The following is a 22,812-nucleotide window of genomic DNA, read 5'->3' on the forward strand; positions in this document are numbered from 1 at the left end:
ATGAGAAGTATTGAATTCATATTGAAAATTATCCTCCCCTTGATACTAATGCAAATTGTAACACTCAAAATGAATATATCCAATGTATAGATTAAACAAAAATAATGGCATCGGGCAAGTAAAATGGAAACTGCCTGATGCCATTAGGGTATAATGCTGTTATTTAAACATTCATTTTATTTCTTTTTAACTGCTGTCTTTTTGGACTTCTTGGACTTTTCATCAACTTCCTGCATCTTAAGTGCACGAACCTTTAATGACAGGCCGAACAGATTGATGAATCCGCTAGCGTCAGTATGATCATACATATCACCTGTTGTGAAGGAAGCAATATCCTGATTGTAAAGAGAATATGGTGAAGTTGTTCCGGCCTTTATGATATTGCCCTTATAAAGCTTGAAGTGAACTTCTCCTGTTACATACTGCTGTGTGCTCTCGATGAAAGCCTGTACAGCCTCTCTTAAAGGAGTGAACCATTTGCCTTCGTATACGATCTGTGCAAGCTTGTTGCCCATTTCCTGCTTGAGTGCATAAGTATCACGGTCAAGGATGAGCTCTTCGAGCTGCTGGTGAGCTTCGTAAAGGATTGTTCCTCCGGGAGTTTCATATACACCACGGCTCTTCATACCAACAACGCGGTTTTCTACGATATCGATAATGCCAACACCATTTTTGGCACCAAGTTCGTTAAGAGTGCGGATGATATCAGATACCTTCATCTTCTTGCCATTTACAGTCTTGGGAACACCCTTTTCAAATGTCATAGTGATATCTGTTTCCTTGTCAGGAGCTTCCTGAGGTGTTACACCAAGTACGAGCATGTGCTTGTAATTAGGCTCCTTAGAAGGATCTTCAAGTTCAAGACCTTCATGTGAAAGGTGCCAGAGGTTACGGTCACGGCTGTAGCTGTTGCTATGAGAGAATGGAAGATTGATTCCATGCTTCTTGCAGTATTCTTCCTCATCTTCACGTGACTGAAGTTTCCAGTTAGGATCACGCCATGGAGCAATTACACGTACATCAGGAGCAAGAGCCTTGAATGCAAGCTCGAAACGGATCTGATCATTTCCTTTACCTGTTGCACCGTGGCAGATAGCAGTAGCTCCTTCTTTTCTTGCAATCTCTACAAGACGCTTAGCTATAGCAGGACGAGCCATTGATGTTCCAAGCAGATACTTGTTCTCATATACTGCGTGAGCCTGAACACAGGGTACTACATAGTTATCACAGAAATCATCTGTTATATCTTCAATATATAATTTAGATGCACCGCTTGCCTTTGCTCTTTCTTCGAGACCATCAAGCTCATTGCCCTGTCCGCAATCTGCGCATACACATACAACATCGTATCCGTATGTTTCTTTGAGCCATGGAATAATTGCAGTAGTGTCAAGACCGCCTGAATATGCAAGTATAACTTTTTCCTTTTTCTTTGCTGCCATAGATAATTCCTCCATTTGATTATGAATAAAAATTCTAATTAAAATGTATATTTAATAATGAAATAAAGCTACAGTGGAAAAATAAACCTCAAAAAGGCATGTAAAGTTTAATTCGTGCTGTAACTTAAATTGATGACAAGAGTAAATATACTACCTCTTGATGCATAATGCAAGAAGAAAATGTATAAATATTTAGAAAATTTTTAAAATAATGTATAAATATTAAAAAAGACTTGCATTATTATACACCTAGTCGTATACTAAGGCATGCATACAAAAAGAAATCGGGAATTTTATCGCCAAATACATTATAATAGTAACGTGCGTTTAAGTAAATTTCCATCGTATTAATAAGGGTAAAATTAATCAATAAATCAATTGCTTGATATGGAGGTCCTAAATGATAAAGGTAGGAATTATTGGCGCAACAGGATATGCCGGAGCTGAGATCGTAAGACTTTTACAGATGCATCCTATGGCAGAAGTTGTATGGTATGGCTCCAGGAGTTATATAGATCAGAAATATGCATCTATCTATCAGAATCTTTTCAAATTAGTAGATGCAGATTGTCTTGGCGAGGATATGGACAAGCTTGCAGAAGAAGTTGACGTTATCTTTACAGCAACACCTCAAGGGCTTTGCGCATCACTCGTTAATGAAGATATTCTTAAAAAGGTCAAGATAATTGATCTTTCTGCAGATTTCAGACTTAAAGATGTTTCCGTTTACGAAAAATGGTACAAGATAGAGCACAAGGCTCCTCAGTATATTGATGAAGCAGTTTATGGCCTGTGCGAGATCAACAGAGATAAGATTAAGGGAGCAAGAATAGTTGCTAATCCGGGATGCTATACAACCTGTTCCATCCTTACAGCTTATCCTTTGGTCAAAGAAGGTCTTATTGATCCCTCTACTCTTATTGTAGATGCTCTTAGCGGCGTATCAGGTGCAGGAAGAGGCGCCAAGGTTGCCAATCTTTACTGTGAAGTTAATGAAAGTGCCAAGCCTTATGGCGTTGCCAATCACCGTCATACGCCTGAGATCGAAGAACAGCTTGGATATGCAGCAGGTAAAGAGATACTTATAAATTTCACTCCTCACCTTGCTCCTATGAACAGAGGAATCCTTGCAACAGAATATGCAACACTTAATAAAAAGGATGGCAAGCTTCCTACTTCTGAAGAAGTAAGAGCAGCTTATGAAAAATATTATGGTAATGAGAAGTTTATAAGAGTCCTTGATGATGGTGTATATCCTGAGACAAGATGGGTTGAAACTTCTAATTATGTAGATATAGGATTTAAGATTGATGAAAGAACAGGCCGAATCATAATGATGGGCGCGCTTGATAACCTTGTAAAGGGAGCAGCAGGACAGGCTGTTCAGAATATGAATATTTTATTTGGACTTGATGAAAGCATGGGACTTGATATCGTTCCCTGCTTCCCATAAAAGGAAAGAGGATAATTTAAATGGTTCGTGTAATGACAGTTGAAGATTACGATGATGTATATTCACTTTGGATGTCTATAAAGGGTTTTGGAATAAGGAGCATAGATGATTCAAAAGAAGGAATCGAGATGTTTCTCAGAAGAAATCCTACTACCAGCTGTGTTGATGTTGAGGATGGCAAGATAGTTGGAGCTATATTATGCGGACATGACGGAAGAAGAGCGTGTATGTATCATGTATGTGTTTCTCCTGATTACAGAAGAAGGCACATAGGTCAGCATATGGTAGACTTTTGTCTTCAGAAACTCAAAGAAGAGAAGATCTGCAAGGTTGCTTTAAATGCTTTTGTCACCAATGAAGGTGGTAATGCCTTCTGGCAGAAGATGGGATGGATACTTAGAAATGACATGAACTATTATGATCATGTTATTGATCCTGACAATATTACTATATTCAATAAATGAATATTATAAAAAAGATATATACTTGCATTAAAGGTATAAATACTAAGTTATACATACTAAGTTATACATACAGCTGCTTCCTTGTGAGATAGTAGCTGCAGTTGATCATAAGCGTAGCATTTGGAGGAAGTGATATGAATATTATAGAAGGCGGTGTTACATCCCCGCTTGGTTTTAAAGCTGCCGACTGCGCAGCAGGAATTAAGTATCAGGGAAGAACAGATATGGCCATGGTCTATTCTGATGTACCATGTGAATGTGCGGGAACATTTACCAGCAATCAGGTCAAAGCGGCATGCGTTATGTGGGATCAGAAGATTGTATATTCAGGGGATAAGATGCAGGCTGTTGTTGTAAATTCCGGAATAGCCAATGCCTGTACCGGCAAGGAAGGCTTTGACGCCTGCGAAGCTACTGCAAGAGCTGTGGAAAAAGAGCTTTCGGTTCCCTTTAATACAGTTGCAGTTGCATCAACAGGAGTAATAGGAATGCAGCTTCCTGTTGATAAGCTTGTAAATGGCGTATCAATGATGAGTAAGACTTTAAGCCATGATAAGGAAGCAGGAACCAAAGCTTCTAAAGCCATCATGACTACAGATACTATTAACAAAGAGTATGCTGTTACATTTGAAGCATCAGGTAAGACTGTCACTGTCGGAGGAATGAGTAAAGGATCAGGAATGATCCATCCCAACATGTGCACCATGCTTGGATTTATCACAACAGACCTTTCTATAGACAAAAAGCTCATGCAGGAAGCCTTAAGCAGTGTTATCAAAGACACCTTCAACATGATAACAGTTGATGGAGATACATCTACTAACGATACACTTCTTCTTATGGCTAACGGACTTGCAGGAAATGAGACTATAACCTCTAAAAATGAAGATTATGATAAGTTTTATGAAGCTCTATATACTGTATGCAGATTCCTTGCAAGAAGGATGGCAGGTGATGGAGAGGGAGCAAGTAAGCTTTTTGAAGCAAAGATAATTAATGCAAAAAGTAAGGATGATGCAAGAACGCTCGCACGTGCAATTGTAGGCTCCAATCTATCAAAGGCTGCAATATTCGGATGTGATGCTAACTTCGGAAGATTCCTGTGTGCTATGGGATATTCCGGAGCAGAGTTTGATCAGACTGACGTTGAACTCTATTTTGAAAGTAAGGCAGGCAAACTCAAGGTATTCGATCATGGTAATCCTTTGGATTTTGATGAGGATTTTGCAGTTAAGATCATGAAGGAAGCGGAAGTGATGGTTGTTGCCAATATGAATGAGGGTAGTGAAGAAGCAACAGCATTTGGATGCGACCTGACTTATGATTATGTAAAGATCAATGCAGATTACAGAAGCTAAGGAGAATATGACAGTGGATAAGGATATGCAGGATGTAATGAAAAAAGCTGAGGTGCTTATTGAAGCGCTTCCTTATATTCAGAAATTTAATCGTAAGATAATCGTAGTTAAATATGGCGGAAGTGCCATGAGCAATGAAGAGCTCCAGAGAAATGTCATCCAGGATGTAACCCTTCTTAAACTTGTTGGATTCAAGCCAATCATAGTACATGGCGGCGGCAAGGCTATCAGTAACTGGGTAGGCAAAGTCGGAAAACAGGCTGAATTTGTTAATGGCCTTAGAGTGACAGATTCAGAGACTATGGAAATAGCTGAAATGGTTCTGTCCAAGGTTAATAAACAGCTTGTTACCATGGTACAGGAACTTGGAATCAAGGCTATAGGAATAAGCGGTAAGGATTCAGGTCTTTTACATGTTCAGAAGAAGTATTCTGATGGAAAAGATATTGGATTCGTTGGAGATGTTGATAAGGTTGATCCCAAGATCTTATATGATCTTCTTGACAGAGACTATCTTCCTATAATCGCTCCAATAGGTCTTGATGATAATTTTGATACCTATAATATCAATGCAGATGATGCAGCATGTGCTATAGCTAAGGCTGTAGGAGCAGAAAAGCTTGCATTCCTTACAGATATAGAAGGAGTATACAAGGATATCAATGACAAATCATCCCTTATAAGCCGCATGACATGTTCAGAAGCAGATGAGCTGATTGCATCAGGCCAGATTGGCGGCGGAATGCTTCCAAAGCTCGGAAACTGTGTATCAGCTGTAAGAGAAGGGGTAAACAGAGTGCATATTCTTGATGGAAGAATTCCTCATTGTCTTCTTCTTGAAGTATTTACTAACAGAGGTATCGGAACCATGTTCATGAACGATACAGATGAACTATCTTGTTGCAATAAGTAATAATAAAGGAGAAATGAAATGTCCGACACAATGAAGCAGTATATAGATGAGGCCGAGAAGGACCTCCTTCATACATATAACCGTTATCAGGTAGTTCTTGACCACGGAGATGGTGTTCATCTTTATGATATCGATGGCAAAGAATATCTTGATTTTGTTTCCGGAATTGCAGTATTTGCTCTTGGCTATAACAACAAAGAGTATAATGATGCGCTTAAGGATCAGATAGACAAGGTTATTCATACATCAAATTATTACTATAATGTTCCGGCTATTGAAGCTGCAAGAAAGCTCAAAAAAGTAAGCGGTATGGACCGTGTCTTTTTTACCAATTCTGGAGCAGAAGCAATAGAAGGAGCATTGAAAGCAGCAAGAAAGTATGCATTCTTAAAAGATGGTCATAATGATCATGAAATAATTGCCATGGAGCATTCTTTCCATGGAAGAACATTTGGAGCCTTATCTGTTACTGGAAATCCTAAGTACCGTGAACCTTTTGAACCAATGATCGGCAATATACGTTTTGCCAAAATGAATGATTATGAAAGCATTCTTGAAAACGTAAATGACAAAACATGTGCTATAATCATGGAGACTGTTCAGGGAGAAGGCGGTATTTTTCCTGCAGATGAAGAATTCCTTAAAAAGGTGCGTGCACTTTGTGATGAGAAAGATATCCTTCTTATACTCGATGAGATTCAGTGCGGAATGGGCAGAACAGGTTACATGTATGCATGGCAGAAGTATGGTGTAAAGCCTGATATCATGACAAGTGCAAAGGCACTTGGATGCGGTGTTCCTGTAGGTGCATTCCTTCTAAATGAGAAGGTTGGCCAGAATTCGTTAAAGGCAGGAGACCATGGAACTACCTATGGCGGCAACCCTCTTGCATGTGCTGCTATAAGCAAGGTGCTTGATTTATTTGAACAGTACAATATAATAGACAATGTGAATTCAGTAGCTCCATACCTTGAACAAAGGCTTGATGAGCTCGTAAATAAATATGATTTTATAACCACCAGGCGCGGAGCCGGGCTTATGCAGGGACTGGTATTTGACAGACCGGTTGCAGATATAATAGTAAAAGCTATGGACAAGGGTCTTATCCTCATTAATGCAGGAACCGAGATCATACGTTTTGTTCCACCGCTGGTTATTACCAAAGATGATGTCGATCAGATGATAGATATACTTGACGCCTGTCTTAAGGAAATCTGATAATGATTCTTTGTGCGCATGCTGTGCCTGGATAATGTTGGGAGATTTTTTGATGAACAAGAAAAAAAGACTTCTGTCTGTTATTCTGACAGTATGCGTACTTTTTATTTCAATATTTTTTGCTATACGCGGAGGCAGTGTATTATCTGGTGAAAACAGTTCTCTTTTTTCCAGAAAAAAGACTACAATAAGACTTTGGTATGATGATGATGCACTTACTGATTATCTACTTCAGTTATCAGTAAATTATAATGATACCCATAAATACACAAGACTTGAACCTACGCTTGTATCAGCTCTTGAATATCTTGAGAACATCTCAGCAGCTTCGGCAGCGGGCGAGATGTATCCTGATCTGTATATTCTTACTAATGATTCATTAGAAAAAGCATACCTTGCGGGACTGGCTGTGCCTGTAGACAGTAATAGTCTTACACAGGATCAGTATCCGTCAGCTGCACTTAAAAGTGTGACCTATGATGGCCAGTATATCGCTTATCCATACTATTTTGAGACAAGTACTCTTTTGTATAATAAGACATATCTTGAAAATGCAGCCCGTGATTCGCTTGAAAATGAGTATTACCTTCAAGGTATAGAAGAGGATGCTACTGAAGAAGCTGCTTCTGACAGTGCCTCTTTTGAAGGCTCTGTAGAAATATCAGATGAAGAGGTCGCTGAAAAGGTTAATGAGATGATACCTGATACTATAACAGATATCATTACATTTGCCGAGACCTATAATGCACCTGCAGAAGTAGAGGCAGTATTTAAATGGGACGTGTCTGATATATTTTATAATTATTTCTTCGTGGGTAATTATATCAATATTGGAGGAGATGCCGGAGATAATTCCGAGCTTATAGATATTTATAATGAAGATGCTATAAGATGTATGGAATTGTATCAGCAGCTCAATCAGTTCTTTGCTATTGATTCTAATACTTCTTCTTATCAGGAAATCATACAGGACTTTATTGGCGGTAAGATAGTATTTACTCTTGCTACAACTGATGCACTTGGGGCTATATCAGAAGCTCAGCAAAATGGTGAATGCTCTTATGAATATGGAGTAGTACCAATGCCGGATCTTATGGATGATATACAGACAAGAACCATGTCAGTAACAAGATGCATAGTAGTGAATGGATATTCAGAGCATACTAAAGAAGCTAATGAAGCAGCAGAATATCTGTGCGGAAGATATGATGATGATATGTATCAGATGACAGGTAAGGTCTCAACTAACAGAACTGTCCAGCACAAGGAAAGTGGTCTTTCAGGATTTATCGAAGCTTATGATGCGTCAGTTCCGATGCCCAAGATGATAGCAACATCAAATTTCTGGATGCAGCTTGAGATTGCATTTGAAGAGATATGGGAAGGCGCTGATCCTAATGAGACATTGAGAAATGTTTCAAGCAGGGTCAAAACCCAGGTATCCGGAAGCGAACAGACGATAGAAGAAAGCCCTATAGATTTTACAAATGATGTCTCCTGGACGACTGCTGAGGAGTACTATGATGAGGGTATGACTGAATAGTAGCGGCATAGTTCTTAAAAACGTATTATTTTGTTTGAAATATAGTGACCTTGCAAGCCTAAAAGGACTTGCAAGGTCTTAGTTTTTGAAATAAAATATTATATGTATGCATGGCGGGATCCTCTTAAGGGAGGAACATGCAAATTATAAGATCGAAAGCCGGATTATATCTGGTCCTTGTAACTGCTACTATTCTTTTGAATGGTTGCAGATCGGCTGATTATCAGGTTATACAAAGTAAAGAGTCAGCTTCTGAATGTAGTAGTAATGAAGAAGAGTCTTTTGCAGACGATAGTTCACAAAATGATAGTACTTGTGATTTAAGCCTGTCTGATACGGCGGTAGAGAGTGTCAGTATAGCTGAAAGTGTTATCACTGTTTATGTATGCGGAGCTGTTAATAACAGCGGTGTATATGAACTTTCAGGTGATTCGAGAATTGCAGATGCAATAGAAGCCGCAGGCGGATTTTCAGATGATGCCGATGCAGAATATCTAAATCTTGCTATGAAGGTTTCTGATGGAATGAAGATCCAGGTACCTACAATAAGCGAGACTGCAGAGCTCAACAGCTCAGATGAACAGACTTTGGATAATGGGAGTGATTCTTTATCATCCTCAGATGATAATTTTGTAGTAACAGGCGATGGAACACCGGTAGATACTAATAGTCAGACACCTCAAGAGGCTTCTGATAACACTCAGTGTATAGTAAATATTAATACTGCCGGAATAGAAGAACTGTGTACCTTAAGCGGTATCGGAGAATCGAGGGCCAATGCCATAATAGCTTATCGTGAAGAAAACGGACCTTTTTTGTGCATTGAGGACATCAAAAAGGTTAACGGAATTAAAGACAAAGTATTTGAACAGATCAAAGATAGAATAACAGTATAGAAAGTGGGGAACAAATGTCACGTAAAGCACTTGTAGTAGATGATGAGAAGTCAATAGTAAAGGGACTTAAGTTTAGTCTGGAACAGGATGATATGGAAGTTGATTGCGCTTATGATGGCGCAGAGGCTTTGGAACTGGCCAAGACCAATAAGTATGATATTATTCTTCTGGATGTAATGCTTCCAGAACTTTCAGGTTTTGATGTATGTCAGGCTATCAGAGAGTTCAGTAATGTTCCTGTTATTATGCTTACAGCCAAGGGTGATGACATGGACAAGATCCTTGGACTTGAATACGGTGCTGATGACTATATCACAAAACCATTTAATATACTTGAAGTAAAGGCAAGAATTAAGGCCATAATTCGTCGTGCTGCTTCAGTTGAATCTATGTCAGAGATGGTATTTGGTGATCTTAAGATCAACAAGGAATACAGAAGAGTATTTGTAAGAGATAAAGAGATAAGCCTTACAAGCCGTGAGTTTGAAGTTTTGGAACTTCTTGCTGCACATTCCGGAAAGGTCTTTTCACGTGATGAACTTTTGACAGATATCTGGGGAGATGAGTATCCTGGAGATGTCAGAACTGTTGATGTACATGTAAGAAGACTTCGTGAGAAGCTTGAGTCTAATCCCAGCGAGCCTAGATATGTTAGAACCAAATGGGGCTCAGGATACTATTTTCAGGCATAATTAGGTATGAATTTAAAATCTGCATTTAGTGAAATATTACATAAATTAAAGATAGTCAATATATTCAGAAGTCTGCGCGTACGTATCTTTATACTTGTTTTTGTGACAGGACTTATATCCTGTCAGGTCGTACATTTTGCGATCATAGAAACGTATGAAGGGCGTGCAGTCGCAGTTCGTACAACTGAGGTACAGACACAGGCTCGTATTCTGGCTGATCATCTGATCACCTATGGATACCTGAAGGATACCTCGTCTGAAATTGTCGGAGCTGAGCTTGACATGCTTGCTAACCTTTATGATGGGCGTGTCATGATCATTGATGACAATCTTAAAATCATAAAAGATACCTATGGTATAAGTGAAAAAAAGACTATTATTTCGGAAGAGGTTGTAAAATGCCTTAAACAAGGTGATTCCGGTACAACATCTGTTTATGATGCCAATAATGGTTATATAGAGATTACTACGCCTATTACAGAAACTGTTATTACTGAAGATGAAGCTGGTAATGAGAAGGAAGTAGAAACTGTTGTCGGTGTAATTCTTACAAGTGCTTCTACAGAGAATATCAGTACAACTCTTGATATTCTTAACAGAAATGCAAGCTCAATAGAACTTATAATAATCATTATAATATTTATGTTTTCATTGTTTGCGGCTAATATACTTCTTAAGCCTTTTGACAGGATCACTAATGCAATCAATGATATAAAGGCGGGTTTTACCAACGAGGATATTTCTGTTCCTGATTATTTGGAGACTGAGCATATTGTTACAGCCTTTAACCAGCTTCAGAGCAGAATGAAGACACTGGATGAGTCAAGACAGGAATTTGTATCTAATGTCTCACATGAACTTAAGACCCCTATTACATCTATGAAGGTTCTTGCTGATACGCTTGTTGCACAGCCGGATGCTCCAATAGAGATGTATCAGGACTTTATGCAGGATATAAGCAAGGAAGTTGACAGAGAAGCTTCGATAATAGATGATCTTCTGTCACTTGTTAAGATGGATAAGACATCTGCTCAGCTTAATATATCTACAGTTGATGTAAATGAAATGACTGAGATCATACTTAAGAGACTTCGCCCTATTGCAAGAAAGAATAATATAGAGCTAACATTTGATTCAAGACGTGCTGTTACAGCTGAGATCGATGAAGTCAAGCTTTCACTTGCAATAATGAATATAGTTGAGAATGCTATCAAGTACAACAAAGAATCCGGATGGGTTAAGGTAATACTTGATGCTGATCATCAGTCATTTACAATAACGATATCTGATTCCGGAGTAGGTATTCCGGAAGATGCTACAGAACTTATATTCAACAGATTCTATAGGGTTGATAAGTCAAGATCCAGAGAAATAGGCGGAACAGGACTTGGTCTTTCCATAACTAAGAGTGCGATACTTATGCACCGTGGATCTATTGATGTAGATAGCGTACTAGGAGAGGGAACAACCTTTACTATTAAAATACCTCTTAGTTATACCAAATAAAATGATCTAAACGGGTTAAATGAGTTGGCAGGGAGAATCATAAAAGGAATGAGTAGCGATAGCTTTTCTTTGAAAAATAAAATATCGTCAATAATAGCAGGAAGAGCTCTTTTGGCTCTTATTCTTGCTGTCTGCATGGTTCTTACTGCATGTTCCAAGGGTTCTGGTATAAGTGGAAGCTTTGATGAAAAAGATGCTAATGAAGTAAAGATCTACTATGTTAATACTTCTGAAACCGGAATTATCGAAAGAGATTATACGCTTACATCTGATATAGATGATACAGAAGCGGTTCTTGCTGAACTTATCGAGCAGCTTTCAAGTAATCCTGATTCATTTTCTTATGAAGCACCTCTTGGAGGAAGAATTGCCCTTATTGATTACAGCCTTACAGATGAAAGTCTTATCTTGAATTTTGATGAGTCATATAAGTCTGTAGAGCATGTTACAGAAATTCTTGACAGGGCTGCTATGGTCCGTACTCTTACTCAGATTGAAGCTGTTAAGACAGTTACATTTGAAGTAAATGGAAATCCTTTGACTGATACAGCAGGTAACGTTATAGGAGGAATGACAGAGGATACATTCATCTATAATGCCGGTAATGAGATCAATACATATGAGAAGGTTACACTTACTTTGTATTTTACCAATGAAGAAGGTGATGGCCTTATAAAGGTATATCGTACTATTGTCTTTAACAGTAATATATCAATTGAGAGAGTTGCTCTTGAGCAGCTTATTGCAGGCCCTAACACAGATGAAGTTTATCCTACTATAAATCCTCAGACAACTATTAATTCTATCACCGTTAGAGACGGTGTATGTTATGTTGATCTTGATTCAACATTTACAACTGAGCCGTATACTGTTACAGCTCAGACAGCAATTTATTCAATAGTAAATACTCTTTCAGAATTTACTGATGTTAACAAGGTTCAGATAACTGTTGATGGAAATAAGGATGTCAAATTTATGGATAGCCTTAGTCTTTCCGGTACATTTGAAAGAAATCTTGAAATAATAAAAGAATAGAGATAAGAAATGTTTAAGCGTCCACTATGTTTTGTAGCAATAGCATTTGTGGCGGCTGTCTATATATTCCTTTTTCTATATCCACCAGATTATTCAGATAGTGGACAAGAAAATGGGGAGTATATCACTATATCGGGAAAGGTCACATCTAAAGATACCGGAACCGATTTCGATGGAAATCAGGTACCAGTTCTATATATCAAAGAATCAGGGAAAGAAGATACTATAGTAAAAGTATATCTTTCGTCTACTTATAAGACCAGTGTCGGTAACATTCCACAAATAGGTGAAGTTGTTGATATACAAGGGGATTACTACGCATTTGCAAGAGCAAGTAATCCCGGAGAATTTGACAGCCGCGTATATTATAAGATTTTAAAAATTGAATATCAGATACGAGAAGGATATGTACAAGGAAGAAATTATGATAGCAATTCCTTCAAAGAAGAATTGTACAGGATAAGAACACATTTTTCTAATATCCTTGATACTACTTTTGATACAGAGGATGCATCTGTCATGAAAGCTATGCTCCTTGGAGACAGAACGTCCATGGATCAGGATATCAAAGGCCTTTATCAGGGCGCCGGTATCATACATATCCTTAGTATTTCGGGCCTTCACATATCAATTCTTGGTATGGGCCTTTATAAACTTATAAGGAAGCTAAGGATTGGAGTATTACAGGCAGCAGCTATTTCGATTGCTGTCATGATGACATATGGGATCATGTGTGGGATGGGAACATCAGCTATAAGAGCCATTATTATGTTTGGCCTTCACATGCTTGCGACTGTAATTGGAAGAACATATGATATGCTGACGGCAATGGCAGTTGCAGCTATCCTTCTTATAATAGAGCAGCCTCTTTATATCTATCATAGCGGCTTTATGATGAGTTTTGGTGCAGTAATAGGTATTGGTCTTATACTTCCTTCTTTGTCGCATTTCCACAAAGATGATAAGAAAAAACAAATGGATAAGCTTATAAGAAATTCCCAAAAGCTTACATTAAAAGATTATCTTATTATTGCCAAGGAAAAGCTGGCAGAAGGTGCTTTGTCTATTATCAAGGCTTCTGCAAGCGTATCTGCTATTACACTTCCGGTGCAGATGAATACATATTATACATTCCCTGTGTATTCTACATTTCTTAATATCCTGGTCATACCATTTATGACTATCTTGCTGGGACTTGGGATAATAGTACTTATAAGCGGAAGCATAGCTAATGATATTGCTGCTATTCCCGGATTTTTGTGCCATATTATCTTATCTATGTATAAGATAGTATGCCTTGGAAGCAGAATGCTGCCTTTTAACACCTGGTATGCCGGATGTGCCAAAGCCTGGCAGGTTGTGTGCTATTATGTGCTACTTATTATATTTATTATATTTAATAAATATATAAGGCAAAACATGAGATTATTAGATGCCAGGGAAAAGAGGAATATGTATGAAACTAAAAATGATAATAAATATAAGTACTTAAATTATCATGAAGAAATAAAGGATGATCAGCATGAAAAGGATGTTCAATGTGGAAAAGAATATGAATATGATAATGAGGATAGATATGAAAAAGATTATGAATACGATAATGATGATAGATATGAAAAAGATTATGAATACAATAATGATGGTAGATATGAAAAAGATTATGAATACGATAATGATAATAGATACGAAAAAGAAGACAAGAATAATGAATTTAACAATAAAATAAAAAATTTAATATATATTCATAAGCTGATTGAATATGTTAAATACAAAAGATATATATTAGTATATCTGATCCCTGTTATTGCTGTGATTATTCTGTCAGTACGTATACGCCCTGAACTTCGTATGACGTTCCTGCATGTAGGTCAGGGAGATGGAATTGTCATAGAAATGGATCATAAGACATATCTGATAGATGGAGGCAGTACTTCAAGAAAAAATGTTGGTAAGTATATATTAACTCCATACCTAAAATACGAAGGAATAGGTTATATCGATGCCTGTATCATAACTCACGAGGATACTGATCATATATCCGGAGTTATGGAACTTTTGGAGGCTATGCCTTATGGAGGAATTAAGATAGGAAGCCTTATACTTCCTGACTGTGCTATAAGCTGCAGAGAGGATCATTATAAAGAGCTTGAAGAAGCTGCTATGAATGCAGGTGTACCTGTTTCATATATAAAAAGGGGAGATCAGCTGGTAACAGGTAATAAAGATATTACGATTACCTGCGAAGGGCCGGAGCAGGGGCTTGTGACAGAAGGCGCCAATGCACACTCAACGGTGCTTTTTCTAAGATACGGCGAATTCACGAGCCTTCTTACAGGAGATGTAGAAGAGGAAGGACTTACAAGCCTTAACAGGTACATGGAGCAAAATGAAGATGTTTTTAGTAATATAACTTTATTGAAAGTACCTCATCATGGATCTAAATATACAACTGATGAAGAGTTTCTGCGAATACTAAATCCTTCATGTTCAGTTATATCAGCAGGCAGTAATAATATGTATGGACACCCGCATGAGGAAGTGCTTGAAAGGCTCGGCAATATTGGCTCTTTATACTATATAACTTATGAAAAGGGAGCAATAACTGTTGATAGTGATGGAAGAAATAGCAAAATGACCTGGTATATCAGAACGGGTAATTAATAAACGTGAAGCTGTTAATGTATTGTGGTAAGATATTAAAGTCAGAACATATTGCCGGCCAAGCCGGAAATGACGTATCGGGAGGCAATGATGCCAGCAAAGACATCAGAATTTAAGGCTAAACATAAAGATATAATGCAGGATATTAATGCGGAAAGCTTTAAGCACTGCTATCTTGTATATGGCGAAGAAGCATATCTCAGGAATCAGGTCAGGGATGAGCTTAAAAAGGCGCTTCTTGGAAGCGGCGATTCCATGAATATGTCCCGTTATGAGGGCAAAGATATAAATATAGCGGAAGTTATAGATATGGCAGAGACAATGCCCTTTTTTGCCCCTAGGCGTGTCATAGTGATAGAAGAGTCAGGACTATTTAAAAGCGGATGTCCGGAGCTTGCTGATTATTTAAAGTCGCCTTCTGAAACAGCCTATTTTCTTATAGTAGAAAGCAGTGTAGATAAGCGTAAAGATGTATTTAAAGCTGCAAATTCAGGCGGTATCACTATAGAATGTGATACACCGGATATAGCGGAGCTTAGAATGTGGGCTGCAAGAAGGCTTAAGAATAACGGCTTTATGACTACAGAAAGCACAGTTAATTTTTTCTTCGAAAGAGTTGGAACAGATATGTCCAATGCCTCCAATGAGCTTGAGAAGATCATATGCTATTGTCAGGGAAGAGACACAGTCATGGTAGAAGATGTAGATGCTGTATGCGCTAACTGGCTTTCAAATCAGATATTTGCCATGACAGATGCAATAGTAGAGCATAATCAGAAGAAAGCAATGGATCTGTATTATGACCTTCTTGCGCTTAGAGAACCTCCTCAGAAAATACTTGCGCTTATATTCAGGCAGTTCAATATAATGCTTCAGGTCAAGGAGATGGTCGATAATCACAAGGATAAAGGATCTATAGCGTCAGCTGTTCATCTTGCGCCATTTATAGTCGGTAAATATATTAACTGGTCAAGATCTTATACTACAGCAAATCTTAAAAGCTGCCTCGAATTGTGCGTTGAAAGTGATGAAGCTTATAAGAGCGGCAAACTTGACGACGTTATAAGTGTAGAAATGATAATAGTAAAGTGTTCAGCTAAGCCTTCACAGGGTTAATATAAAGAAAAAGGGGGACCAGTATATGGAAAGGCCTATTCCACAGCAGATTTACAGACATTTTAAAGGAAATCTTTATCAGGTTTTGACTATTGCAATTCATTCAGAAACCAAAGAGGAGCTTGTAATATATCAGGCTTTGTACGGAGATTATAAAGTATATGCAAGACCTCTTTCTATGTTCATGAGTCCTGTTGACAGATTAAAATATCCGGATGTCAGGCAGAAAATGAGATTTGAGCCTGTTGACCGTGAACTTCTAAGCGGCAATGGATCAGATAATGCAGTTCATACTGAAGTTAATAGTTCTTTTATAGTTCGTCCACAGCCCAAAACTGAAGCGGTTATTAATGTTCAGAGTACTCCTCAAAATAAGACCATGGATATTAAAGCTTCTAACAGCGATTATATGAATAAGACTATAGAAGATGAAGCTGATGAACTTAATCTTGATCCTAATGTTGTAGCCTTTCTTGACAGTGATTCTGCTAAGGCAAGGATTCAGATACTTGAGAAGATAAGACCCATAGTTACAGATGATATGATTGATATTATGGCTATGGCAATAGATGTCGAAGTTGAGCCTGGAGATGTATATGACAGACTTGCTGATCTTAGAAATTGTCTGGATACTATTGCAAGATTTGAAACAGAACGTCTTAGATAATGCATATCAGATATACAATAGATATTGGTAATAAAATATGCTATAGATATTGCTGATAATAACACAGCTTAAATAATGTGAGTATGAACATAAATAAAGCTCTCTGCGTTTGCAGAGAGCTTATTTTTACAATCTTAATTCCTGAGTTGCAACTTCGCCTTCCTGTGGAGCAGGATCGATAAGGTGAATCTTCCTTAGGAAATTTAAAACAATATCAGAACGATATACAACATAATACATTATAAGTGCAAGTGCTGTTCCGCTTACTACATCAATTACGGAATGCTGCTTGATGAACATTGTTGAAAGTACGATTGAAAGTGATGCAAAATGTGAGAAGATCTTCCAGCCTTTGCTGAATCTCTTGCTGTAGGTGATACTAAAAGCACCGCCAATAGCGTTATATACATGCATGCTTGGAAATACATTTGTAGGTGTATCGTACTTGTAGAAGATGCTCACAAGTTTTGTAAATATGTTGGTACGTTCAAAATGAGTAGGTCTTAAATATTGTATTGTGGGGAATATAGTGGAGATTACAAGAAATAGTGTCATTCCTGTCCCAAGAAATATAATAAATCTCCAATAGTCCTCTTTTTCATATTTTAATAACGGAAATGCAGTACAAAAGGCGATAAAGAAAAACCAAAATATATACGGTATTACGAATATCTCCAAGAATGGAATCATATCATCCAAACTTGTGTGCATTTCAGTATAATGGATTACTCTGCGTGTTTCTATGTAGTTAAACCACACCAAGTATATAACAGCATATATTGCAGTAGGGATCGTCATCAGAATGGTTTCGATGACCCTTGTTGATGTTATAGGCTTGCTGTAGGCATCTGCTTTTATGAAATTCTGCATAGTCTTTTCCTTTACTAAAAATGTTAATAGCTAGATGTCCAAAGTTACAAATACTACTATACTCGCTCATTTACATAATCGCAAGATTAAACTGTCTGAAAAAATTACGATATTTCGGTAAAAAATGGTCAAACATTACAAAGACCGTAAAGAATAAAAACCCGAAAAGTATATCGGAGGATCAGACCAGAAGTTTAAGTTTATATCCTGTATTTTTTATCAAAATATCGTCAGATTTGATGGAAACTTCTCCGTCAGTATGAACCCAAAGTGGTTTTTCGGTTTTGATATGAATTTCACTGCTTCTTAGAGCATGAATACCTTTATATTTAAAATGCTTTCCTTTCTTGGCAGAAGGAAGGGCTCTTAATATAGTAGGAATAGGTATATCGCCTGCCACGCACAGATCGAACATTCCATCATTGCAGTCAGCATTTGGGCCGAACATGAATCCTCCGCCTTCAAAAGGATGGATCATCATAGCAGCAAACAGGGCTTTATCAAGGTGCAGGTGTTCTCCTTCTATAGTAGTGATATCCATGGCATTTTTTTCTACAGAAAAAATCTGATGAAGAGCTATGAAAAGGTAGGTAAGTTTGCCCAGCTTTATGGCATTAAGGACTTTCTTGAGCCTTGATGAGAGAGCTTCCTCGCAAACAGCAGCATCAAAGCCTATTCCGGCGCTTACATCAAAATATCTTTGAGTTTCGATGTCATCGTCATGAAGCCTTGAATAAGTAGATGATACGTGATTGTATATAACTTCTCCTATATCTGTTTGACGGAGAACTTTGCCATCCGTGATCCTTTTAATAAGCTCATTGGTATCGATCTTAAGGCCAAGCCCAAGAGCAAGGTCACCTGCAGATCCTCCGGGGATATAACCAAGTACTATTTTGTCAAAATCTGTAATGCCATTTATCACTTCGTTCATAGTGCCGTCGCCGCCTATGACTATAAGCTTTACAGGCTCCTTATCGTCGGAATGCTTTTCTATAAGTGAAGATGTGAGTCTCTTGGCATCACCGGCTTTTTTGGTCGTGATGGCCTGATATTTGAGATTTGCTACAACAAAACTCTCTTCAAGCTTCTTCCATGTATAATATCCCCTTCCGGAACCTGATCCGGGATTAACGATTACATAAAACATAATTTATTCTACCTCTTTGTAAGTTTTATAAATGTCTATACAGAAAAGCTATTATCATAACAGGTAATTTGGGCATTACCAACTCTTATTATAATAAATTAAAACCATTAAGATAATAAGAGTGTAAATTTTATGTTATATACCCATTACAAAATTAATCTGATTTTTTTGAGTATTTGTTCAAAAAATTATTTTTGTCATATAGAAATTGATTTATCTATATGCTATGATATGCCAAGTGATGTTAAAAAACCAGTACAAAACCGTTTGAATCGGTAGATATGTCAGGAGAGAAAAAATGTATTCATTGGACGAAGTCAAAAAAGTTGACCCTGAAATTGCTCAGGCAATTGAAGATGAAATGCAGCGTCAGAACGACCACATTGAGCTGATCGCTTCAGAAAACTGGACAAGCAAAGCTGTTATGGCAGCTATGGGAAGCCCACTTACTAATAAGTATGCAGAAGGTCTTCCGGGAAAAAGATATTATGGCGGATGCTATGTAGTTGACCGCGTTGAGAATCTTGCCAGAGAACGTGCAAAGGAGCTTTTCCACTGCGATTACGTTAATGTTCAGCCTCATTCAGGAGCACAGGCTAATCTTGCTGTACAGTTCGCACTTCTTCAGCCGGGTGATACTATTATGGGTATGAACCTTAACCAGGGTGGTCATCTTTCTCATGGTAGTTCTGCTAATATCTCCGGTACATACTTTAAGGTTATTCCTTATGGTGTAGATGAGAACGGATTTCTTGATTATGACGAGATGAAGAGACTCGCTATAGAGAATAAACCAAAGCTTATCATCGCAGGAGCTTCTGCATATTGTAGAACAATTGATTTTGCCAAGTTCAGAGAAGCTGCTGATGCATGCGGAGCTATCCTTATGGTAGATATCGCTCATATCGCAGGTCTTGTAGCTGCAGGACTTCATCCAAGTCCATTCCCATATGCTGATGTTGTAACTACAACAACTCACAAAACTCTTCGAGGACCTAGAGGCGGTATGATCATGTGGAATCAGGCTGCTCAGGATAAGTTCAAGTTCAATAAGGCTGTATTCCCGGGAATTCAGGGTGGTCCTCTTGAACATGTAATTGCAGCAAAGGCTATCTGCTTCAAGGAAGCACTTGATCCTTCATTCAAGGTATATCAGCAGGGAGTTATTGACAATGCTAAGGCTCTTAGCGAGGGTCTTATGAAGAGAGATATCAAGATCGTATCAGGCGGTACAGACAATCACCTTATGCTTGTAGATCTTACTAATTATGATCTTACAGGTAAAGAGGTTGAGGCATGGCTTGATGAAGCTCATATCACAGCTAATAAGAATACAATACCTAACGAGAAGCAGTCTCCTTTTGTAACAAGTGGTATCCGTCTTGGAACACCTGCTGTTACAACAAGAGGAATGAACACAGAAGATATGGACAAGATCGCAGAAGCCATTTCTGTTGTTATCAAGAAGAAGGAAGCTGGAATCGAAGAGGCTAAGGCTATCGTTAAGTCTCTTACAGACAAGTATCCTCTTATCTGATAATTGGACGGAGCAAGAATTGCTTTTACATATTTATCACTATGATTTATGTGATGATTTTGTAATTGTCCGATAAATTTGAAAATTAAGGCCATGACATTTTGCTTATATAAGGCTTTGTGTCATGGCCTTTTTATGCCATTTTTTATAAGATCCTTATCAGGTTTCCTTTTTATATGCAAATTAGAAGAATGATAGAATGGCAGATTGGCATAATCATAGGGAAAACAGGAGAGTGAATAGATGCTTATTATTGTCAGAATATAATATAAAATACAAACAAATAGCAGAAATAAGAATTAAAAGACAAATAATAAACAGAAAACAAATAAAAAATAATTAAATTGACTTGACAAATTAAAACCCGTTTGATACACTATAATCAATTCAAACGAAATAGATAGAAAATACTTCGGGGGACCGAAAGAAAGGTAGGTATACTCCAAAGACATAAGTAATTTACTATAACTGCTGGAAAGGAAGGTACGGACCACCAGAAAATTAACTTTAGATTTATGATTGAGAATTAGTGTTATATTATTACAACGGCTTAAGTACATGATTAGTGGCGACGATCAATATCTTTATCTTGACCACCACAGCTTATGAAAGCACAAGTGAATGGAAAAGGCAGGTTGAGAAATCGGAGGGACAGTCCATTGGGATGTGAAGACGAGACGCAGTATTTTAATAGCAAAATAGAAATTGGTAAAAAAATTTCAACAGAATGAGGAACGGCGATTTGAAGAGAAAAGGTCGCCGTTCTTTTTTTGTGCTTTTTGTGTTAAAATGTTTTTAAGTATTGCCATTACTATTTTTTTCATAGTTTATTTGTTCTTATTTTCAGTTAGGGAGGGGAAAAAGATATGCGGGAAGAAAATAATAATGCAGTAGTTGATAATGCTCAGGATTTCGAACAGGGTAATGTTCAGGAAAAGTCTAAACAGCAAAAAAGAGAAAGTCGCCGCCGTCGTCGTCGCAGATCCCAGATAACAGCTTATATAATTGTCCTTGTTATAGTTTCTGTAGCTATAGCTGGTCTTGCTGTGGGAATAAAGAAGGTATCTGCAGCAGTGGTGAATCGTCAGAATGAAAAGGAAGCTGTTATAGCAGCCTCTGAAAGTTCTGAAAATGAAGAAATAGCAATTATTACACCGGATGATGAAGAGGTTCCGCTTGCTTCTGAAACGGATGAAATGGTCAATAACAGAATAGATGGAACGCTGCTTGATATGACTTTGGAAGAGAAGGCAGCATATATCTTTTTTGTTACACCAGAACAGCTTACCGGAGTAGATAGTGCGGTAAAGGCCGGATCAAGCACACAGGCAGCACTTGAACAGTACACAGTAGGCGGAATAGTATATTCGTCTAATAACATAAAGAGTGATGATCAGATCAAAGAGATGCTGACATCAACAGCTCAGATGAGCAGATATCCTTTGTTCCTTGCGGTATCTGAAGAAGGAGGCAGCGCTAGTGTTGCTGCTACAAGTCTTGGACTTGGTGGTACAACAGCTCCTCATTTTCTTGAAGGAAGTGATGATGCCAAAGAGAACGCAGGAGCTCTTGGATCCTATCTTATCAACTACGGCTTTAATATGAACCTGGCACCAAGCCTTCAGCTTTCTGATTCAGAATCATCATTTGGAACTGATGCTAATCTGACAGCAGAGCTTTCATCTGTATATATAACATCACTTGAAGAAATGGGCGTAAGCGCATGTGCGAAGTCTTTTCCTGTGACTGTTTCGGATTCATCTTCCGGACTTGAAACATGTGATCTTACGATGGAGGAATTGCAGGCAGGTGCATTTATACCATTCCAATATGCTATAGGATCAGGTGCTGACGCTATAATGGTAAGCAATATTTGCTGTCCTTCTATATCAGGAGAAGGGATACCATGCAGTCTGTCAGGCGGAGCTATAACAGATACTCTTAGAGGATCATTGGGATATGATGGGATAGTAATTACAGATGCCATGAATGTTCCGGCGATTACTAATTCTTATACTTCAGATCAGGCAGCTGTAGCAGCTATTATAGCAGGAGCAGATATGATCTATATGCCGGAGGATTTTCAGGCTGCTTATAATGGAATTCTTGAGGCTTTAAATACAGGTCTTATCACAGAAGACAGACTTGATGAGTCAATAAGACGTATACTTCGTGTAAGATATATGTACGAAGCTATGTAATTTTCGGAAATATGCACATTGGAAACAGCTTCGATTTTAAGTAAAATACATCCTTGTATTAAAGAAAATATCATGTTTTAATAATTTGTC

18 protein-coding genes are annotated in these 22,812 nt (G+C 37.9%); 15 read left to right on the plus strand and 3 right to left on the minus strand.

From position 1 onward, the window contains the following. Nucleotides 1–176: 176 nt before the first annotated feature. Nucleotides 177–1,442, minus strand: coding sequence for an argininosuccinate synthase (locus tag K6G87_RS08680; RefSeq protein WP_296835940.1), 1,266 nt, complete (start codon nt 1,440–1,442; stop codon nt 177–179). Between the two features lie 400 nt (nt 1,443–1,842). On the opposite strand from K6G87_RS08680, the gene argC reads away from it, so the two are divergent. From argC to K6G87_RS08745, 13 genes are all read left to right on the plus strand, one after another. Further along, entirely contained in the window at nt 1,843–2,895 is a 1,053-nt protein-coding gene (argC, locus tag K6G87_RS08685; protein ID WP_296835943.1) for an N-acetyl-gamma-glutamyl-phosphate reductase, read from the plus strand. Between the two features lie 20 nt (nt 2,896–2,915). Further along, complete coding sequence (locus tag K6G87_RS08690; RefSeq protein ID WP_296835946.1) at nt 2,916–3,359, plus strand: GNAT family N-acetyltransferase; 444 nt, start codon at nt 2,916–2,918, stop codon at nt 3,357–3,359. A 134-nt stretch (nt 3,360–3,493) separates the two neighbouring features. Beyond that, on the plus strand, nt 3,494–4,717 hold the full coding sequence (gene argJ / locus K6G87_RS08695; RefSeq protein ID WP_296835949.1) for a bifunctional glutamate N-acetyltransferase/amino-acid acetyltransferase ArgJ: 1,224 nt from the start codon (nt 3,494–3,496) through the stop codon (nt 4,715–4,717). A gap of 7 nt (nt 4,718–4,724) precedes the next feature. After that, the gene (argB, locus tag K6G87_RS08700; RefSeq protein WP_296836051.1) at nt 4,725–5,630 is read left to right on the plus strand and encodes an acetylglutamate kinase; all 906 of its coding nucleotides are present in this window, start codon (nt 4,725–4,727) and stop codon (nt 5,628–5,630) included. Between the two features lie 18 nt (nt 5,631–5,648). Then, nucleotides 5,649–6,848 carry an aspartate aminotransferase family protein gene (locus K6G87_RS08705; protein WP_296835952.1) on the plus strand — a complete coding sequence of 400 codons (1,200 nt, stop codon included), beginning with the start codon at nt 5,649–5,651 and terminating at the stop codon, nt 6,846–6,848. A 52-nt stretch (nt 6,849–6,900) separates the two neighbouring features. After that, nucleotides 6,901–8,391, plus strand: coding sequence for a sugar ABC transporter substrate-binding protein (locus K6G87_RS08710; RefSeq protein WP_296835955.1), 1,491 nt, complete (start codon nt 6,901–6,903; stop codon nt 8,389–8,391). A 137-nt stretch (nt 8,392–8,528) separates the two neighbouring features. Then, nucleotides 8,529–9,287: a helix-hairpin-helix domain-containing protein gene (locus tag K6G87_RS08715; RefSeq protein WP_296835957.1), complete on the plus strand. Its 759-nt coding sequence runs from the start codon at nt 8,529–8,531 to the stop codon at nt 9,285–9,287. 14 nt (nt 9,288–9,301) lie between these two features. Next, nucleotides 9,302–9,979, plus strand: coding sequence for a response regulator transcription factor (locus tag K6G87_RS08720; RefSeq protein ID WP_296835960.1), 678 nt, complete (start codon nt 9,302–9,304; stop codon nt 9,977–9,979). A 6-nt stretch (nt 9,980–9,985) separates the two neighbouring features. Beyond that, nucleotides 9,986–11,485: a sensor histidine kinase gene (locus K6G87_RS08725; RefSeq protein WP_296835962.1), complete on the plus strand. Its 1,500-nt coding sequence runs from the start codon at nt 9,986–9,988 to the stop codon at nt 11,483–11,485. A 48-nt stretch (nt 11,486–11,533) separates the two neighbouring features. Next, nucleotides 11,534–12,520 carry a GerMN domain-containing protein gene (locus tag K6G87_RS08730; RefSeq protein ID WP_296835964.1) on the plus strand — a complete coding sequence of 329 codons (987 nt, stop codon included), beginning with the start codon at nt 11,534–11,536 and terminating at the stop codon, nt 12,518–12,520. Between the two features lie 9 nt (nt 12,521–12,529). Continuing rightward, on the plus strand, nt 12,530–15,181 hold the full coding sequence (locus K6G87_RS08735) for a ComEC/Rec2 family competence protein (RefSeq protein WP_296835966.1): 2,652 nt from the start codon (nt 12,530–12,532) through the stop codon (nt 15,179–15,181). Nucleotides 15,182–15,268: 87 nt separating this feature from the next. Further along, nucleotides 15,269–16,297, plus strand: coding sequence for a DNA polymerase III subunit delta (holA, locus tag K6G87_RS08740; protein ID WP_296835969.1), 1,029 nt, complete (start codon nt 15,269–15,271; stop codon nt 16,295–16,297). Nucleotides 16,298–16,322: 25 nt separating this feature from the next. Beyond that, nucleotides 16,323–16,964 (plus strand): DUF1653 domain-containing protein, encoded by a 642-nt coding sequence (locus K6G87_RS08745; protein ID WP_296835971.1) that lies wholly within the window; start codon nt 16,323–16,325, stop codon nt 16,962–16,964. A 126-nt stretch (nt 16,965–17,090) separates the two neighbouring features. Here K6G87_RS08745 and K6G87_RS08750 read toward each other — a convergent pair whose 3' ends face one another. Continuing rightward, a complete protein-coding gene (locus K6G87_RS08750) occupies nt 17,091–17,834 on the minus strand; it encodes a phosphatase PAP2 family protein (protein ID WP_296835974.1) in 744 nt (247 codons plus the stop codon). A 181-nt stretch (nt 17,835–18,015) separates the two neighbouring features. Beyond that, on the minus strand, nt 18,016–18,984 hold the full coding sequence (locus K6G87_RS08755; RefSeq protein ID WP_296835975.1) for a diacylglycerol/lipid kinase family protein: 969 nt from the start codon (nt 18,982–18,984) through the stop codon (nt 18,016–18,018). 298 nt (nt 18,985–19,282) lie between these two features. Here K6G87_RS08755 and glyA point away from each other — a divergent pair, with 298 nt between their 5' ends. Beyond that, entirely contained in the window at nt 19,283–20,521 is a 1,239-nt protein-coding gene (gene glyA / locus K6G87_RS08760) for a serine hydroxymethyltransferase (protein ID WP_296835978.1), read from the plus strand. 866 nt (nt 20,522–21,387) lie between these two features. Further along, nucleotides 21,388–22,722, plus strand: a complete 1,335-nt coding sequence (locus K6G87_RS08765) for a glycoside hydrolase family 3 N-terminal domain-containing protein (protein ID WP_296835981.1) — start codon at nt 21,388–21,390, stop codon at nt 22,720–22,722. The last annotated feature ends 90 nt before the right edge of the window (nt 22,723–22,812 follow it).

Source organism: Butyrivibrio sp. (genome assembly GCF_024699075.1).

Excerpts from the sequence above, each read along its gene's own strand:
- K6G87_RS08680 (WP_296835940.1), bottom strand. The coding sequence starts at position 1,442 with ATGGCAGCAAAGAAAAAGGAAAAAGTTATACTTGCATATTCAGGCGGT.
- argC (WP_296835943.1), top strand. The coding sequence starts at position 1,843 with ATGATAAAGGTAGGAATTATTGGCGCAACAGGATATGCCGGAGCTGAG.
- K6G87_RS08690 (WP_296835946.1), top strand. The coding sequence starts at position 2,916 with ATGGTTCGTGTAATGACAGTTGAAGATTACGATGATGTATATTCACTT.
- argJ (WP_296835949.1), top strand. The coding sequence starts at position 3,494 with ATGAATATTATAGAAGGCGGTGTTACATCCCCGCTTGGTTTTAAAGCT.
- argB (WP_296836051.1), top strand. The coding sequence starts at position 4,725 with ATGACAGTGGATAAGGATATGCAGGATGTAATGAAAAAAGCTGAGGTG.
- K6G87_RS08705 (WP_296835952.1), top strand. The coding sequence starts at position 5,649 with ATGTCCGACACAATGAAGCAGTATATAGATGAGGCCGAGAAGGACCTC.
- K6G87_RS08710 (WP_296835955.1), top strand. The coding sequence starts at position 6,901 with ATGAACAAGAAAAAAAGACTTCTGTCTGTTATTCTGACAGTATGCGTA.
- K6G87_RS08715 (WP_296835957.1), top strand. The coding sequence starts at position 8,529 with ATGCAAATTATAAGATCGAAAGCCGGATTATATCTGGTCCTTGTAACT.
- K6G87_RS08720 (WP_296835960.1), top strand. The coding sequence starts at position 9,302 with ATGTCACGTAAAGCACTTGTAGTAGATGATGAGAAGTCAATAGTAAAG.
- K6G87_RS08725 (WP_296835962.1), top strand. The coding sequence starts at position 9,986 with ATGAATTTAAAATCTGCATTTAGTGAAATATTACATAAATTAAAGATA.
- K6G87_RS08730 (WP_296835964.1), top strand. The coding sequence starts at position 11,534 with ATGAGTAGCGATAGCTTTTCTTTGAAAAATAAAATATCGTCAATAATA.
- K6G87_RS08735 (WP_296835966.1), top strand. The coding sequence starts at position 12,530 with ATGTTTAAGCGTCCACTATGTTTTGTAGCAATAGCATTTGTGGCGGCT.
- holA (WP_296835969.1), top strand. The coding sequence starts at position 15,269 with ATGATGCCAGCAAAGACATCAGAATTTAAGGCTAAACATAAAGATATA.
- K6G87_RS08745 (WP_296835971.1), top strand. The coding sequence starts at position 16,323 with ATGGAAAGGCCTATTCCACAGCAGATTTACAGACATTTTAAAGGAAAT.
- K6G87_RS08750 (WP_296835974.1), bottom strand. The coding sequence starts at position 17,834 with ATGCAGAATTTCATAAAAGCAGATGCCTACAGCAAGCCTATAACATCA.
- K6G87_RS08755 (WP_296835975.1), bottom strand. The coding sequence starts at position 18,984 with ATGTTTTATGTAATCGTTAATCCCGGATCAGGTTCCGGAAGGGGATAT.
- glyA (WP_296835978.1), top strand. The coding sequence starts at position 19,283 with ATGTATTCATTGGACGAAGTCAAAAAAGTTGACCCTGAAATTGCTCAG.
- K6G87_RS08765 (WP_296835981.1), top strand. The coding sequence starts at position 21,388 with ATGCGGGAAGAAAATAATAATGCAGTAGTTGATAATGCTCAGGATTTC.